13 protein-coding genes are annotated in these 15,375 nt (G+C 57.1%); 10 read left to right on the top strand and 3 right to left on the bottom strand.

Annotated elements, in window-relative coordinates; all coding sequences use genetic code 11:
• The first annotated feature begins 66 nt into the window (after window positions 1-66).
• Window positions 67-648: an ECF transporter S component gene (locus AC1AY0_RS10130; RefSeq protein WP_101626049.1), complete on the top strand. Its 582-nt coding sequence runs from the start codon at window positions 67-69 to the stop codon at window positions 646-648.
• A 79-nt stretch (window positions 649-727) separates the two neighbouring features.
• Window positions 728-1,156: a DUF1893 domain-containing protein gene (locus AC1AY0_RS10125; protein WP_101626050.1), complete on the top strand. Its 429-nt coding sequence runs from the start codon at window positions 728-730 to the stop codon at window positions 1,154-1,156.
• Between the two features lie 142 nt (window positions 1,157-1,298).
• Here AC1AY0_RS10125 and AC1AY0_RS10120 read toward each other — a convergent pair whose 3' ends face one another.
• The gene (locus tag AC1AY0_RS10120) at window positions 1,299-2,861 is read right to left on the bottom strand and encodes an alpha-N-arabinofuranosidase (protein ID WP_101626051.1); all 1,563 of its coding nucleotides are present in this window, start codon (window positions 2,859-2,861) and stop codon (window positions 1,299-1,301) included.
• A gap of 48 nt (window positions 2,862-2,909) precedes the next feature.
• Entirely contained in the window at window positions 2,910-4,169 is a 1,260-nt protein-coding gene (locus AC1AY0_RS10115; protein ID WP_476523969.1) for an MFS transporter, read from the bottom strand.
• A gap of 311 nt (window positions 4,170-4,480) precedes the next feature.
• Here AC1AY0_RS10115 and AC1AY0_RS10110 point away from each other — a divergent pair, with 311 nt between their 5' ends.
• The 8 genes from AC1AY0_RS10110 (at window position 4,481) to araA (ending at window position 13,886) form a co-directional block, all read left to right on the top strand.
• Complete coding sequence (locus AC1AY0_RS10110) at window positions 4,481-5,494, top strand: LacI family DNA-binding transcriptional regulator (protein ID WP_476523968.1); 1,014 nt, start codon at window positions 4,481-4,483, stop codon at window positions 5,492-5,494.
• Between the two features lie 205 nt (window positions 5,495-5,699).
• Window positions 5,700-6,065 carry a 50S ribosomal protein L19 gene (rplS, locus tag AC1AY0_RS10105; RefSeq protein ID WP_476523966.1) on the top strand — a complete coding sequence of 122 codons (366 nt, stop codon included), beginning with the start codon at window positions 5,700-5,702 and terminating at the stop codon, window positions 6,063-6,065.
• Window positions 6,066-6,248: 183 nt separating this feature from the next.
• The gene (gene lepB, locus AC1AY0_RS10100; RefSeq protein WP_476523964.1) at window positions 6,249-7,145 is read left to right on the top strand and encodes a signal peptidase I; all 897 of its coding nucleotides are present in this window, start codon (window positions 6,249-6,251) and stop codon (window positions 7,143-7,145) included.
• Window positions 7,146-7,233: 88 nt separating this feature from the next.
• Window positions 7,234-7,998: a ribonuclease HII gene (locus AC1AY0_RS10095; protein WP_476523963.1), complete on the top strand. Its 765-nt coding sequence runs from the start codon at window positions 7,234-7,236 to the stop codon at window positions 7,996-7,998.
• A 191-nt stretch (window positions 7,999-8,189) separates the two neighbouring features.
• On the top strand, window positions 8,190-9,305 hold the full coding sequence (locus tag AC1AY0_RS10090; protein ID WP_476523962.1) for a LacI family DNA-binding transcriptional regulator: 1,116 nt from the start codon (window positions 8,190-8,192) through the stop codon (window positions 9,303-9,305).
• Between the two features lie 173 nt (window positions 9,306-9,478).
• Window positions 9,479-11,125: a xylulokinase gene (locus AC1AY0_RS10085; protein WP_476523960.1), complete on the top strand. Its 1,647-nt coding sequence runs from the start codon at window positions 9,479-9,481 to the stop codon at window positions 11,123-11,125.
• Between the two features lie 231 nt (window positions 11,126-11,356).
• Window positions 11,357-12,049: an L-ribulose-5-phosphate 4-epimerase gene (locus tag AC1AY0_RS10080; RefSeq protein WP_101626057.1), complete on the top strand. Its 693-nt coding sequence runs from the start codon at window positions 11,357-11,359 to the stop codon at window positions 12,047-12,049.
• Between the two features lie 319 nt (window positions 12,050-12,368).
• Window positions 12,369-13,886, top strand: coding sequence for an L-arabinose isomerase (gene araA, locus AC1AY0_RS10075; protein ID WP_101626058.1), 1,518 nt, complete (start codon window positions 12,369-12,371; stop codon window positions 13,884-13,886).
• Window positions 13,887-14,528: 642 nt separating this feature from the next.
• On the opposite strand, the gene AC1AY0_RS10070 is transcribed toward araA, so the two are convergent.
• The gene (locus tag AC1AY0_RS10070; protein ID WP_423220498.1) at window positions 14,529-15,314 is read right to left on the bottom strand and encodes a gamma-glutamyl-gamma-aminobutyrate hydrolase family protein; all 786 of its coding nucleotides are present in this window, start codon (window positions 15,312-15,314) and stop codon (window positions 14,529-14,531) included.
• Window positions 15,315-15,375 lie beyond the last annotated feature (61 nt).

The following is a 15,375-nucleotide window of genomic DNA, read 5'->3' as shown; positions in this document are numbered from 1 at the left end:
CGAAGGTGACTGAGGGGTAGTCAAAGACGACGAACTGATATCGATATTCAACAAGGAGTTTTCATCATGCAAACAACTACCGCAACGCGCACCTACGCGCTGCCATCCGTCAAATTCCAATCCATCGCGGCGGCGCTTGCTGTTATCGCCGCCGTCGCTCTGCCGCAAATCTTCCATCTAGCCGGCGCGGCACTCGGCTTAGGCACTGTAATCGGCCAGACGCTGCTGCCCATGCATCTGCCGGTCCTACTCGTCGGTCTGCTCGCTGGCCCTTATGCCGGTGTGGCAACTGGTGCGCTTGCGCCAATCATCAGTTTTGCGCTGACCGGCATGCCCATGGCTCCGATGGTGCCGTTCATGGTTATCGAACTCGCCGCATACGGCCTGTTTGCTGGCTTGCTGCGCGGTGTGCAGTTGCCCGCGGCAGTGCCAGCACCGCTCGCATGGCTGGGTAAGCTGCTTGGTGCTCAGGTTGCCGGCCGCTTGGTTGATGCTATTGCGATTGCCGTGGCGGTTTCGCTGCTCGGCAATACAGCAATGACAGTTGCCTCGGTATGGGCTGCCGTGATTACTGGACTGCCTGGCTTGGTATTGCAGTGGGTTCTGGTTCCGGTGATTATGACGGCTGTGGATCGCAGACGCGACTAATCAACTGATTCTTGCCCATAGTTGACAGTAATGGCCCCTTGTTCGCAAGGGGCCATTACATAAGAAGAGGGAAGTACTGATGGTCGATCTTGATCGCGCGAAAACATTGCTGCTAGCAGACCCATCACTGGGCTGCGTGGCCTGCAATAGCAACGCCGAAACCCTGACCGGTACTGGTCGAGGAGTGCGTCCGCTACTGCAGTGGCTTGCTGCCGGGCAAAGCCTCAAAGGATATTCCGCCGCCGATCGCGTGGTCGGCAAAGGCGCTGCACTGCTCTATGCCAAGCTCGGAGCCAAGGCGGTTTATGCCGAAACAATGAGCGAGGCAGGGCTGGATACCCTGCAAAAACAAGGCATCGAAGCATCGTATGGCACGCTGGTGCCGATGATTCTCAATCGTGCAGGAACCGGCATGTGCCCGATTGAGCAGTCGGTAGCAAACACTGATACTCCAGACACCGCCGAACCGGCTATTAGGTCTGCCGTAGCAAAGTTGATGCGGCAATAACTCCGCAGCGAATCGTACTTAATTGCATAAGAAAATGGCGGAATCGCAATGATTCCGCCATTATCATACCTGCGCGTTTATATGCATATTCCCTGCACAGTTTGAGCAATGCTGCCAAACTGTGCAGGACTACTCAAATCAATCACGCCGTAAACCGCACTGCCGACCAAGCAATAGACGGCAGCTCATAGCTCACTGCAGCGCCATCGGTCGCCACAGTGAGCTCCTGCGGCGTTACAGCCAGAGGATTTTCAGCAGTGTTTTGGCGGTATGGATCGTCATCATGCAGCACCTCGGCGTGTGTCACGGCAAAGCGAGCCGCATCCGCACCTGGCAGAGAAGCAACATCAATGGTCACCTCATGTGCAGCATCCGGATCGCGATTTACGGCCAGAATCAGGCCTTCGCGCGTGGCTTCATCCCAAGTCACCACGGACTCCAACGCCTGCACATCGCCATAGGTCTCAGTGTGGAATGTCGGGCCGTCGACCGCAGGAACATAGGCAACACCACGAGCATGGTTGGCAACTTCAGCAAACGGGTAATAAATCGTCTGCTTCCAAGCCGGTCCGTTTTCTTCCGCCATAATCGGCGCAATCACATTCACCAGCTGGGCGCGGGATGCAGAACGCACGCGGTCGCAGTGCTTGAGCAGCGTAATCATCAACGATCCCTCAACCACAGCATCGGACGCAGTGTACACATCTTCCAGCAGGTGCGGTGCCTTGGGCCATGGCTCGGTGTGCAGGCCTTCGGTTTCCGCGGCCTTCCACTCGGCTTCCTGCTTCTGCCACACATCCTGATACCACACACCCCATTCGTCGAAGGAGATGGCGATGTCCTTGGTGCCGTGGTTCTGCTCGCGCGCATAATCGGCGCAAGATGCCACGGTGGCAATGAACTGCTTCATGTCTTCGGAAGAAGCCAGGAATTCTCGCATACCTTCGGGCTTGTGGGAATCGTGGTCATGATCGTAGTAATAGGCGTGCGCAGAGACGAAGCTTAAGTACTCGTAAGCGCGGGTGAGCACGGTCTTCTCCCACGTGCCAAAGGTCGGCATCTGAGCGCTGGAGGAGCCGCAGGCCACCATTTCCAAGCCGGATTCAGCCAGCTTCATGGCGTGTGCCACCTTCTCCACGCGGCTGGCATATTCCTCGGCCGTCATGTGACCGACCTGCCAGGGGCCGTCCATTTCGTTGCCGATGCACCACATGGCAATGTTCATCGGCTCGGGGATTCCGTTGGCCACGCGGCGGTCGGCAATGGTGGTGCCGGGAGCGCCGTTCACATACTCCAGTTCGTCCAGTGCCTCCTGAAGTCCGCGGGTGCCCATGTTGACGGCAAGCATGATTTCGGTGCCGGCTTTCTTGCTCCAGCGGTAGAAATCATCAATGCCGACTTCATTGGTTTCGGTTTGGTGCCAGGCCAGTTCGCGGCGTACCGGTCGCAATTCGCGCGGGCCGGTGCCATCCTCCCAGCGATAGTTGGAGACGATATTGCCGCCCGGATAACGCACGCAGGTGACGCCGAGCTCTTTGACGAGGTCCAGCACGTCCTGACGGAAGCCGTTCTCATCCGCAGTGGGGTGAGTGGGCTCGTAAATGCCGCCATACACGCTGCGGCCGAGCTGCTCCACAAACGAGCCGAACAGTCGGCGAGGGATATCTGCAACAGGGGTGAACGAAGAAATGGAAGTGGTGCTCATAATGCTGTCCTTCACAATGATTGCTTCATGATTTCACGGATACTTCGATTACTTCACGCGCTTGATCATCATAATCAGCAGGCCACCGATAACGCAGATGATGGTTTCGGTTGGGAAGATTGCGCGGTAGCCGAGGATGTTGATCACGCCGGCTGCAATCATCGGGCCAAAGACCTGGCCCAAGGTGTTGGCCATATTGATGATGCCCAAGTCCTTCGCGGCAGTCTTCGGATCAGGCAGCACGGCCACGTTCAGAGCCTGATCGACGGCGTTGTAAGCGCCCATGCCGATGCCGGCCACCACAGCGTAAGCAAGCATGGTCCATGGCTCGGCTGCGATGAACGGGAAGAATGCGCCTACGCCGAGCATGATGGTGGTCACGGCAACCGGGGCCTTCAGACGGTGGAACTTATCGGTCAGCGGGCCGGCAATGGCGCAGAACAGAATGCCGGTGATCATCAGAATGATGGACATGATGGAGACGGAATTTGCGGTGGCCTTATCGTCCAGCTTCATGTAATCGGTGAAGATGTAAAGCTGGTATCCCACAATCACATACTGACCGGTGACCATCAGAATCTTGCCGGCGAGGGCCAGATAGTAGTCGCGGCAGTTCTGGGTCGGGAACATGAAGTTCTGCTTCAGAGTGTTGATATCGAACTTAGCGCGCGGCTCGTCAAGATTGCTTGGTTCCTTGGCGATTACAGCGGAAAGAACGCCGCCGATCACCGCGAAGGCGGCCAGCACCTGAATACCGGTGCCAACATTGCCGAGGAACTGGGAGGCGATAATGCCGGAACCATAGTTACCGAATGCCATGCCGATGCCGTAGAAGGAGGAGATGGTGCCGCGCCAACGAGGTGCGACGCGATCAGACAGCTGGGCGATCATCGGGGCAACAACTGCATTCAGTACTGCCTGATAGACGGCCCACACGGCGAGCAGCACGGGGATGTTCGGGGCCATGGAGAGCAGCCAGAGCAGTACGCCGGAAAGAATGGAGCAGATAACGATCCACGGCGTGCGCTTGCCGTACTTGGTGCGGGTGATGTCCGACAGGGCGCCGGCCAGAATGTTGGCGATAGTGGCCACGATCATGGCCACGGCGGAGAAGGTGGCCACCAAAGTGACCTTGTCGTTCGGGGCGAGCTGCTGAATCTTGGCCGGCAGCAGGGTGACTGAGGTGCCGACGTATGGGCCGAGCCAGCAAGCCGGTCCGATAACCAGTGCCCAGCCGATGCGGGTCGGCAGTTTCGGTTGTGATTCATTGGTGACGCCCACCGTGGTGGTCGCTTCATTCGAAGACATGTGAAGTCCTTCCTTCTTTTTTCTTGTGATAACAACGCTGCACTGCATAGTTAAGAAACTTTCTCTCAACGAGAGAAACTTCGTTGTTGTTTGTGACTGTAATACGTAATAAATGCATGGTAAAAATACGGCGTGTTTGTTGAAATATCAATGATTTTAGATGGTTAAGAACTTTTCTTATCTAGAAAGAAAGTTTCTTATAAACTTTTTCTGTATGATAGTACCATTGAGATAGGCAGTATGAGCTGAATAATAAAAACTATGGGAAGCGGGAGGCTGATATGGATTCGCGAGGTAGTACGGTGCGCACTATGACTTCTCAGCCCGGCAGTGCCAAGCTCGCCCAGATTGCTCGCGAGGCTGGGGTGTCGCTCTCCACAGCCTCAAAAGTGCTCAATAATCGCCCGGGCGTCTCCGATGCCACACGCAAGCGTATCGAATCGCTGCTAGAAAAAAATGGCTACCGTCGCCGCCGCCGAACCGAGCAGACCACCACCAATATGATTGAGCTGCTGCTCGATGATTTGGATACCCCATGGTCCGAAGAGATTCTCTCCGGAGTGCTCGCAGGGCTGAATAAGCCATATGTGCCGATTGTCTCCGCGAGAACCAGTGAGGATTGGAGCGTCAGCGCTTGGCTGGAGGAGGTGCTGGCTCGTCGCTCAGCTGGTGTGATTATTCCTCTGTTCGAATTCCCCAAAGAAGCCGAAGAGCGATTGGCTCGTTCTGGCATCCCAGCTGTTCTGGTCGACCCCACAGGCGATGTGCCCAGAGATGTGCCCACCGTTGGCTCCAATGATTATGTCGGCGTGCGCGAAGCCACGGAATATCTGATTGACCAAGGTCATACGCGCATCGCATTCATTGGCGGACCTACCTACTTGCAGACTGCGGCCGCGCGATTGGATGGTTTCCGTGGCGCAATGCGGCAAGCAGGCCTTGCCGTAGATCCAGAATTGGTTACTTCCGGCGAGTTCCGTTATGAGGATGGCCGTGAACATGCACGCGAATTACTCTCGCTGTCCAATCCGCCCACCGCTATTTTTGCCGCCAGCGACATGCAAGCCGCTGGAGTCTATGCCGTAGCGTGGGAGCGCGACCTCAAGATTCCTGAGGATCTTTCAGTCGTCGGATTCGATGATTTGCCCACCAGCCGTATGCTGCTGCCGCCACTGACCACCGTGCACCATGCGGTGCGCGAGATGGCGCAATTTGGCGCCACTACACTGATGCAGCTGCTCGAAGGCAAAGGTGGATCCATGCCCACGCATATTGAGCTCACCACGAACCTTATTGTGCGCCAAAGTGTCCGCAAGCTGCCGTAAACTAAGACGCTGTTGTGCCGAGAAACAGGCCGCCGCATAAGCCGGTTTCTCCCAGGGTCCAGCTGAACTTGACTTTCGGCGGATTGGCAGACTTCCCAAAGGCAAACCTGAGGGATAAACGTGAGCGATCGCACCCGGAAATTGCAACAACGCGGGTGATGATCCCAACCTAGGGCTGGTATGCGGCAGCACTGAAGGAACAACAATGGTTAACGCTATTGAGGCTTTTGACGCCAAGCACATGAAGCCGGCTGAGGAAATCCCGGCCTTCCGTCCCGGCGACACCGTCGACGTGAACGTGAAGATCCAGGAAGGCAACAACTCCCGTATCCAGACCTTCACCGGCGTGGTGATTGCTCGTCAGGGTGCTGGCGTTCGTGAGACCTTCGTGGTCCGCAAGATCAGCTTCGGCACTGGTGTGGAGCGTCGTTTCCCGGTTCACTCCCCGTCCATCGAGTCCATCAAGCTCGTGCGTAAGGGCCGTGTGCGCCGCGCCAAGCTGTACTACCTGCGCGCTCTGCGCGGCAAGGCTGCTCGTATCGTCGAGCGCCGCGACAACTCCGCTAAGTGAGTTCGTCAATAGGTTTGTTACAGCATGCGACCGTATGGTCGCGCAAATAAACCGTGAAATTCAGCCCGGAACTGCTTTTGGTTCCGGGCTGAATTCGTATTGGGTAGGTATGATAGAGCCCGCTTATATGCCCATGCCGGATGCCGATTATGCGGGCAGTAGTGAACCCACGGAGGATATGCAATGCAGGACGATCAGGATAACGAATCACTTCCGATTTCCGTGATTGCCGAGACTCCTGAAGCCGGCTCACAGCAATTCGTTGGTGCTGATGCCCTCGAACTTGCTGCACAGCAAGCTGCCGATGCTGAATCTTCTGCGCGAGATCGCCGCACTGTACAGGTGGCTGATCACGGGGTAGACACGACTCCGGTACCTCCCGCTGCAGTGATTGTTGGCTCGGGCTCAAGAAAAACTGTGGCTCGTCACGCCAAAAGTGCACCTGAACCTGAAAGCGGATTCACACTGCGCGATTTCTTCCTTTGGTGCGGTGTTCCTGTACTCATTGTGCTGCTGATTCGTATTTTCTTGGTGGGATTCTACGAGATTCCTTCCCGCTCCATGATGGATACGATCGTGCCCGGTGACCGAGTAATCACCAATAAATTGACTCCGAAATACTTTAGTTTGCAGCGCGGCGATGTAGTGGTGTTCAAGGATCCGAATAATTGGCTGAGCGCAGAGCAGAGCAACGGCATCGGGGGAGGATTCCTGATCAAGCGATTGATTGGATTGCCTGGCGATGTAGTGGAATGCAAGGGCGCCGGCCAGCCGATTACCATCAATGGCGTGGCGATTAACGAGTCCTCATATATTCGCCCGGGTGTTGACCCCAGTGCCTTCCCGTTCTCGGTGACGGTAACCGAGGGCCATGTATTTGTGATGGGAGACAATCGCGCCAATTCCGCCGATTCCCGCTACCATACCGATGATGGTGATCACGGTTTAGTTCCGATTTCTGATGTGGTGGGCATTGGTGTGGTGACCTATTGGCCGCTGAACCGTATCAGCGTGCTTGATGCTCATCATGACGTATTCGCCAACGTGCCCGACGCTAGCACCAATTCCTCCGCCTCCTGAATCGTTGCTTCTCGGCTCCCTTCTTGTGTTGCCAAGGGAGGTGAGCGTGAGTGAAGTTCATGGCTGAGGATAGTTCTCAAGGAAAAACATGTCTAAAATCACTCCCACACTTGACCTTGAACGAGACCTTGCCTCGCAAGGCTATGACTTGATTGTCGGCTTCGATGAAGTCGGTCGTGGCGCGCTCGCCGGGCCGGTAATGGTCGGTTGCGCCGCCATTTGGGCACGGGATTTGGTTTCGAGCGGTGCCGGTCTTGAAGTGCCGGCTGGCGTAGCCGATTCCAAAATGCTCACCGAGTATCGCCGCGAAGCTATTTACGATGAACTGTGCGACTGGTGCGCCGCTTGGGCGGTAGGCGAAGCCAGCAATACCGAAATCGACGATTGGGGCATTTCCTATGCTCTCGGCATCGCCGCTCTGCGCGCCCTCAATCAAGTCGAACGCCAGCTTGGATTGGAGGATTCTCGGCTCCCCTCTGGAGGGGAGCTGTCGCCGCGGGCGACTGAGGAGAGGCCCCCGCTTCAGCGTCCGCTGCGCGTCGGCGCAATCCTCGATGGCCCAAGTGATTACATCACCAAAGCTCTCGGTACTTTTGATGCTCCAGATGTTCCGGTTTCGGCAACAGTCACCACCAAAGTAAAAGGCGATCAGCATTGTGCCACTGTGGCTACTGCGGCGGTGATCGCCAAAGTCACCCGAGATCGGCTGATGATGGATCTTGCGCGCAGCAATCCGCAATATGCGCCGTATGAATGGGAACACAATAAGGGATATGGTTCCGCAGCCCACCGTGCCGCCATTGCCGAGCATGGTCCGACTCCACTGCATCGCATCAGCTGGCATTTGACCTGATTATTTGCCGCGCGCCTTCTTCCAGAGCTTGGCACGCGGCGAAATCATATCGTCATAAGAATCCTCCAGCGCGCGACACGACGAATGTGAGCGCTAACGCTCGCGAGTGAAAAGCGCTAAAGTCAGTACCATCAATGCCATTCAACGGCTGTGCAATGGGTGCCGGCCGCGAGCGGAAAGGTTCAGGTGGTATGGTGAACAGCCGCAAACAGAGCAAACGTCCCTCCATGTTTGAGGTGGCCAAACTTGCTGGGGTAAGCCATCAGACCGTTTCCCGCGTCATCAATAATTCCCCGGACGTTTCCGATGCCACCCGAGCCAAGGTTCAGGCGGCAGTCAATCAGCTCGGCTACCGTCCATCCAATTCCGCGCGCGCTCTGGCATCTCACCGCTCTCGCACTATCGGTCTTATCGCTGGCGGTATGAAGTTCTTCGGCCCGATTTCCGCCATCGCATCCATTGAATCCATAGCGCGCGAACATGGCCTGTTCATGAGCGTCACCATGGTGCATGAAGCACTGTGTACCCAAGCTGAATTCGATAATCTCTGCGATACCTTTATTGAGCAGAACGTAGACGCTTTTATTTTCCTGACGCCAACAGATGTGATGTTTGCCGCAGCATGTCGCGCCAAAGTCAATCAACCGCGCGTTATCGTAACCTCTACTCATGGTCAGATGACTGTGCGCGAGGGGCTGAGCCTGATTTCTGCGGATAATAAGCGACGTACCGCTCTGGTTGGTATCGATCAGTGGGGCGCGATGGCCAAAGTCGTGGGTTTGATGAGCGAGTATGGTCACAAGTCTGCGTTGTATTTCGCCGGTCCGAACGAATGGCGCGATGCTCATACGCGTTTGGATGCATGGCGAAAGCTTTCGGCTATGCATTCGATCGACTCGCAGATTGTGCGCTGCCACACGTGGAATTCAGACGAATCCTATGCGCAGATGAACCATCTGCTTGACGAATATGGTGTGAAGGGTCTGCCTCTGCCTACCGCAGTGGTGGCCGCAAACGACAGCCAAGCGGTTGGTATTATTCGCTCGTTGCATGAGCATGCCATTAGAATTCCGCAGGATATCAGCGTTGTTGGCTTCGACGATATGCCCGGAATGGATAATCTGTACCCGCCGCTGACCACGGTGAGGCCGGACTTCGAAGCATTGGGCGGCGCAGCCATGCGCGAAACACTGCGTCTGTTGGGGGAGGGCTCCGAGCCTGTATTCCTTACGAATCAGCACAGTGTGGGCTTGATTCCGGCCAAGGTGATGAGTCGTAGTTCGCTAGGGCCAGCGCCGCGCCGGTGAGGTCTGATTGCGCGGCGTAACCCTCTGTTATCGATTCGTTATAAACAGAGCAACGCTATAAGTTGTGTCGAACCTCGGTTATAGGTACAATAATTTTCGGAAATTGTGAGCGCTAACAAAAACGCCCCAAAGAAGGGGAGCAACCCCCGGCGCTCCACAGGGTAAGGAACAATATGGCAGTTATCGACAACGCGGCCGAGCAGGTCGCCAACATCGCCGAGAAGATTCGCGCGGGCAAAACCACGCTGGGTATTGAGTTCGGTTCCACCCGAATCAAGGCCGTTCTGATCGACGATACTTTCCACACCATCGCTTCCGGCGACTACAGCTGGGCCTCCCACCTCGAAGATGGCCTGTGGAGCTACTCCACCGAAGAAATCTGGGGCGGCCTGCAGCACGCCTACGCATCCATGGCCAACGATGTTGAGACCGCTTACGGTGAGAAGCTCACCCATGTGGGTCACATCGGTTTCTCCGCCATGATGCACGGCTACCTCGCCTTCGACGAGAACGGCGAACTGCTGGTGCCGTTCCGCACCTGGCAGAACACCAACACTTCCGAAGCTCACCAGAAGCTCTCCGAACTGTTCCAGTACAACATTCCTGAGCGCTGGTCCATCGCCCACCTGTACCAGGCTGTGCTCAACAAGGAAGAGCACGTCTCCAAGGTTGCATACTTCACCACTCTGGCCGGTTATGTGCACTGGAAGCTCACCGGCAAGAAGGTGCTCGGCGTTGGCGATGCCTCCGGTATGTTCCCGATCGATCCGACCACCCACACGTACGAAACCGAATTCATCGAGAAGTTCGACGCTCTGCCTGAGGTTGCCGCACAGCCGTGGAAGCTGGAGAACCTGCTGCCGACTCCGCTCGTCGCCGGCACTCCGGCTGGTGAGCTGACCGAGGAAGGCGCCAAGCTGCTCGACCCGTCCGGCACGCTGAAGCCTGGCATTGTGCTCGCTCCTCCGGAAGGTGACGCTGGCACCGGTATGGTGGCCACCAACTCCGTGCGCGTGCGCACTGGTAACGTTTCCGCTGGAACCTCTATCTTCGCCATGGTGGTGCTTGAGCACAAGCTCAAGGCTCTGCACCCGGAAGTCGACCTGGTCACCACTCCGGCCGGCGATCTGGCTGGTATGAGCCACGCCAACAACTTCACCTCCGACCTGAACGCTTGGGTTGGTTTGTTCGGTGAGTTCGCCAAGGCTATTGGTCAGCCGGTTGACGCAGGCACCCTGTACGGTACCCTGTTCCGCGCTGCTATCGCCGACGATGTGGACGCCAACTGCGGTGGCCTCCTGAACTACCCGTTCCGCTCCGGCGAATTCCTGGCAGGTCTGCCGGAAGGCCGTCCGCTGTTCGCCCGCAGCCCTGAAGCTCACATGACTCTCGGCAACTTCATGCGTGCCCAGCTGTTTTCCGCATTCTCCCCGGTCAAGATCGGTATGGATGTGATGACCAAGCAGGAGCACGTGCAGATCGATTCTCTCGTGGGCCACGGTGGCATCTTCACCACCCCGAAGGTCGCCCAGAAGATTCTGGCCGCCGCCTTCAACACCCCGATCAAGGTCATGTCCACCGCCGCCGAAGGTGGCGCATGGGGCATGGCAGTGCTCGCCAACTACCTGTGGAACACCAACGAAGACCACTCCAACCTGGCTGATTACCTGGATGGTTGCGTCTTCAAGGATGCCCAGTCCGTTACCGAAACCCCGGTGGCCTCCGACGTAATCGGCTTCGAAGACTTCTTCGCACGCTTCTCCAAGGGCCTGCCGATCGAGCACACCGCCATCGAGTCCATCAACCTCGAAGACAAGTAATTCTCCTTTTCTCTGGCCCCCTCTGACAGGACATTGCCGTTAAGCAAACAACCCGGTGGGTTGTTTGTAGGCAATGTGCGAGACGACAGTCGAGCTGGCCCCCTCTGACGAGGGGGCTGTCAGCCGGAGGCTGACTGGGGGAGAGAAGCGGAAACACAGCCGGCCGCAAGGCCGTCCATATCCCAAAATTTCAACAATCGTTATCCGATCTAGTGGAAAGGAAATCCAACAATGGCTACTTTGGCTGATTACGGCCCCGAGGTTCGTGCCGAGGTCAAGCAGGTTCGTGAGGTCGTCTCCACCCTGCACCAGCAGCTGATCAAGTGGAACCTGGTCGTGTGGACGGCTGGCAACGTGTCCCAGCGCCTGCATACCGCGGACCTGTTCGTCATCAAGCCGTCAGGCGTGCGCTACGAGAACCTGACGCCGAACTCGATGGTCGTGGTGGACCTGGATGGCAACGTGGTCGACGGCACCGAGGCCCCGTCCTCCGACACCGCCTCCCACGCGTACATCTACCGCAACATGCCTGACGTCTACGGTGTTGTGCACACCCACTCCACGTACGCTACCGCCTGGGCTGCTACTGGTCAGAACATTCCTTGCGGCCTGACCATGATGGGCGACGAGTTCGGCGGCCCGGTGCCGGTTGGCCCGTTCCGTCTGATCGGCTCCGAGGCCATCGGCAAGGGTGTTGTCGAAACCCTGAAGAAGTATCCGAAGTCGCCGGCCGTGCTGATGCAGAACCATGGTCCGTTCACGATCGGCAAGGATGCCGAGGGTGCGGTGAAGGCCGCCGCGATGACCGAGGAGGTTGCTCACACGATGTGGGCCGCCAAGCAGCTCGGCGACATCATCGAGATCGACCAGGCCGATATCGATAAGCTCAACGACCGCTACCAGAACGTCTACGGCCAGCACTGAGTTATCGGGCGTGTCTGCGGCGTTGCTCCTCGGTCGACGTACCTTCGTGCGCCTTCCCTCGGTGCGCCTTGCATCCACACCCGCTAACTCAGTGCTCCGCACTGATGCTACTTTCCCTGGCTCCCTCTGATGAGGGAGCTGGCTGCCGAAGGCAGACTGAGGGAGAGAAGCAGAAAACCGCTGACTCCGCTTTCCCTGGCCCCCTCTGACGAGGGGGCTCCCGGCGAAGCCGGGTGGGGGAGAGAAGAAAAAAACAACGGTTCCGCAAGGAACTCAATCTTTACAACTCCACACAACGAAGTAAATAAAAGGAGCCATTATGGCAATGGAAAACCCCTTTGAGGGCAAGGAAATCTGGTTCGGCGTTGGTTCTCAGGACCTGTACGGCGAGGAAGCTCTGCGTCAGGTCGCTGAGCACTCCGCTGAAATGGTCGACTACCTGAACAAGACCGGCAAGATCCCGGCCAAGATCGTTCTCAAGCCGACCCTGAAGTCCTCCGATGGCGTCAAGCAGTTCATGGTTGAAGCCTCCGCTAACCCGGCCGTTATCGGTGTCATCACCTGGTGCCACACCTTCTCCCCGGCCAAGATGTGGATCCGTGGCCTCGAAGTGCTGACCAAGCCGCTGCTGCAGCTGGCCACTCAGCACCACAAGGAGATTCCGTGGGAGACCATCGACATGGACTTCATGAACCTGAACCAGGCCGCCCACGGCGACCGTGAGTTCGGTTACATCGTCTCCCGCCTTGGCATTCCGCGCAAGATCGTCGTCGGCCACTACACCGATCCGGAAGTCGCCGAGAAGGTCGGCACCTGGGCTCGCGCTTGCGCCGGCTGGGATGCTTCCAACAACATGAAGGTCATGCGCTGGGGCGACAACATGCGTAACGTTGCCGTCACCGAAGGCGACAAGACCGAAGCCGAGCGCGTGTTCGGCGCTTCCATCAACACCTGGGCCGTCAACGAGCTCGTCGCCGCATACGACGCCGTCAAGGACGATCAGGTCAAGGAAATCATCGAAGATTACAAGGCCAAGTACGACGTTGACCCAGCTCTGCTGGACGCCAAGTACGACTCCCTGTTCATCGCAGCCAAGGAAGAGGCTGCTATGGTCAACATGATGCGCGCCAACGGCTGCACCGCCGGCGTCGACAACTTCGAAGACCTTGGCGCTCTGCCGCAGCTGCCGGGCGTTGGCCCGCAGCGCTTCCCGTCCGAGTACGGCTGGGGCTTCTCCGCTGAAGGCGACTGGAAGACTGCTGTGCTGGTCCGCATCGGTGCCGTGATGGGCTACGGCCTTGAAGGTGGCGCCTCCCTCATGGAGGACTACTCCTACAACTTCACCGAGGGCAACGAGCTCGACATGGGCTCCCACATGCTCGAGGTCTCCCCGGCCATTGGCACCATCGCCAAGCCGAAGCTGGAGATTCACCCGCTGGGCATCGGTGGCAAGGCCGACCCGGTCCGCTTGGTCTTCTCCGGCGCTCCGAAGAAGGATGCAGTCGTGGTCTCCATGGCCGACGAGCGCGAACGCTTCCGCCTGCTCATGGACGTCGTCGACGTTGTCGAACCGCAGGGCTCCCTCAAGGAACTGCCGTGCGCTCGCGCCGTCTGGAAGCCGCAGCCGGATCTGAAGACCGCTGTTCAGTGCTGGATCACCGCTGGCGGCTCTCACCACACCTGCATGACCACCTCCGTTGGTCGCGAGGCTTGGGAAGACTTCGCTCGCATCGCCGGCGTTGAGCTCGCCGTCATCGACGACAAGACCACCGCTCGCCAGTTCGAGAAGGAACTGCAGCTGTCCGAGATGTATCACCGCCTCGACAACCGTCACTGATTGATGGAGTGTCCTCGTCGTTGTTCCTCGGTCGACGTACCTTCGTACGCCTTCCCTCGGTACGCCTAGAGGGCACACGCATCAATCAGCGCCGGCAGGCCGTCACTGATTCTTAACTTGAGAACTGCCCAAGGGCCGCTTCGGGAAACCGTAAGCGGCCCTTTTTCGTTTGGTTTTGCGCATTATTGTGTGTATTCTTCTGCGCTTCCCCTCCATCTTTCGAACGTCTTGCCCATTTTTCCATACACATTTTGTCCCGGTAGCCAAATCAATCGATTGATGCGATTATCGGGACAAATCTGAGTGTCCCGGTAGCGCATTTCAGCCATTTTTCGGGAACCGTGGCAGAGAATCGCCCTGTAATAGGGTTACACATACAACTTGTACCGCGTAAAACCGCATAATTCCGCCATTTTTTGTTTTGCGATGATTGAGACTTCGGGAAGAATCTGTCCCGGTAGCTCAAAAATAACGAAAAAGAGCTACCGGGACAACGAAATTTGTCTCGGTGGAAGAATCAATCGATTGATGTAACTACCGAGACGCAAAACGCCGCAATATACCGCAAGATGAGACGCGGAGCTGCGCAACCTTTTGCAATATCACTGCTTAAACGTGTGTCTTCTGCGTTGCAGTTGCCGTTCAACGGTGGCAACTCTTAACAAACGCATTAAAAATTGCCTGTGATCGCGCATCAACCTTGTACAAAAATTCAGGATGCCACTGCACCGCCCACAGGAACCGGCTCGCGGGCCTGTATAACGCCTCAATTACTCCATCGGGCGCAACGGCCATAACATTAAGGCCAGGTGCCGCTTCACGAACCGCTTGGTGATGGTAACTATTCACTGCAATCTCGGATTGCCCCGCAAATAAAGAAGCCAGAGGGGTGCCCGGAATCAAGGAAACGCTATGCCCGAAAGTGTCGTACGGCGGATTCATGTGGTGCTCCACCGCGCTTGGATGCTCGCTGGGCAGATCTTGCCAAAGTGTTCCGCCCAAATACTTGTTGATGAACTGAATACCGCGGCAGATGCCGAGAATTGGTTTATCGAGTGCCATCGCAGCTGGAAGCAATAGCGACTCCATGCGGTCACGTTCAGGGGAGAGTACTTCGCTGCGGCCTCTGGCTGAGGAGTTCGCAATGTCAGCAGCGTCCGCAGCATCCGCAGCGCCAGCTTCCCTACAGCCGATATCGGCCGAAATGCCATCCTTGGCATCTAAGCCCGCCATATGGCTGGCATCAAATCCGACTTTTGGCCCCACATCCGGCCCGCCCGTGAACAGGAACGCGTCAAACTGTTCGGCGCATTGCGCCACCGCATCGGTATTATCAGTCAGCGGCAGCATTACCGGTGTGCCGCCGGCCCGCATCACCGCGTCCATATATCCGGGCAACATCCACAAACTATCCCGCCCATAATCCATCAACGGAGTCACCGCAACCATCGGACGGCCAACGCCCATAACCGCCTCCTTATAGTCATAC

Source organism: Bifidobacterium sp. LH_416 (assembly GCF_056357055.1).
Note: the sequence above shows the minus strand (reverse complement) of the source record. Positions and strands in the feature narration are given on the sequence as shown.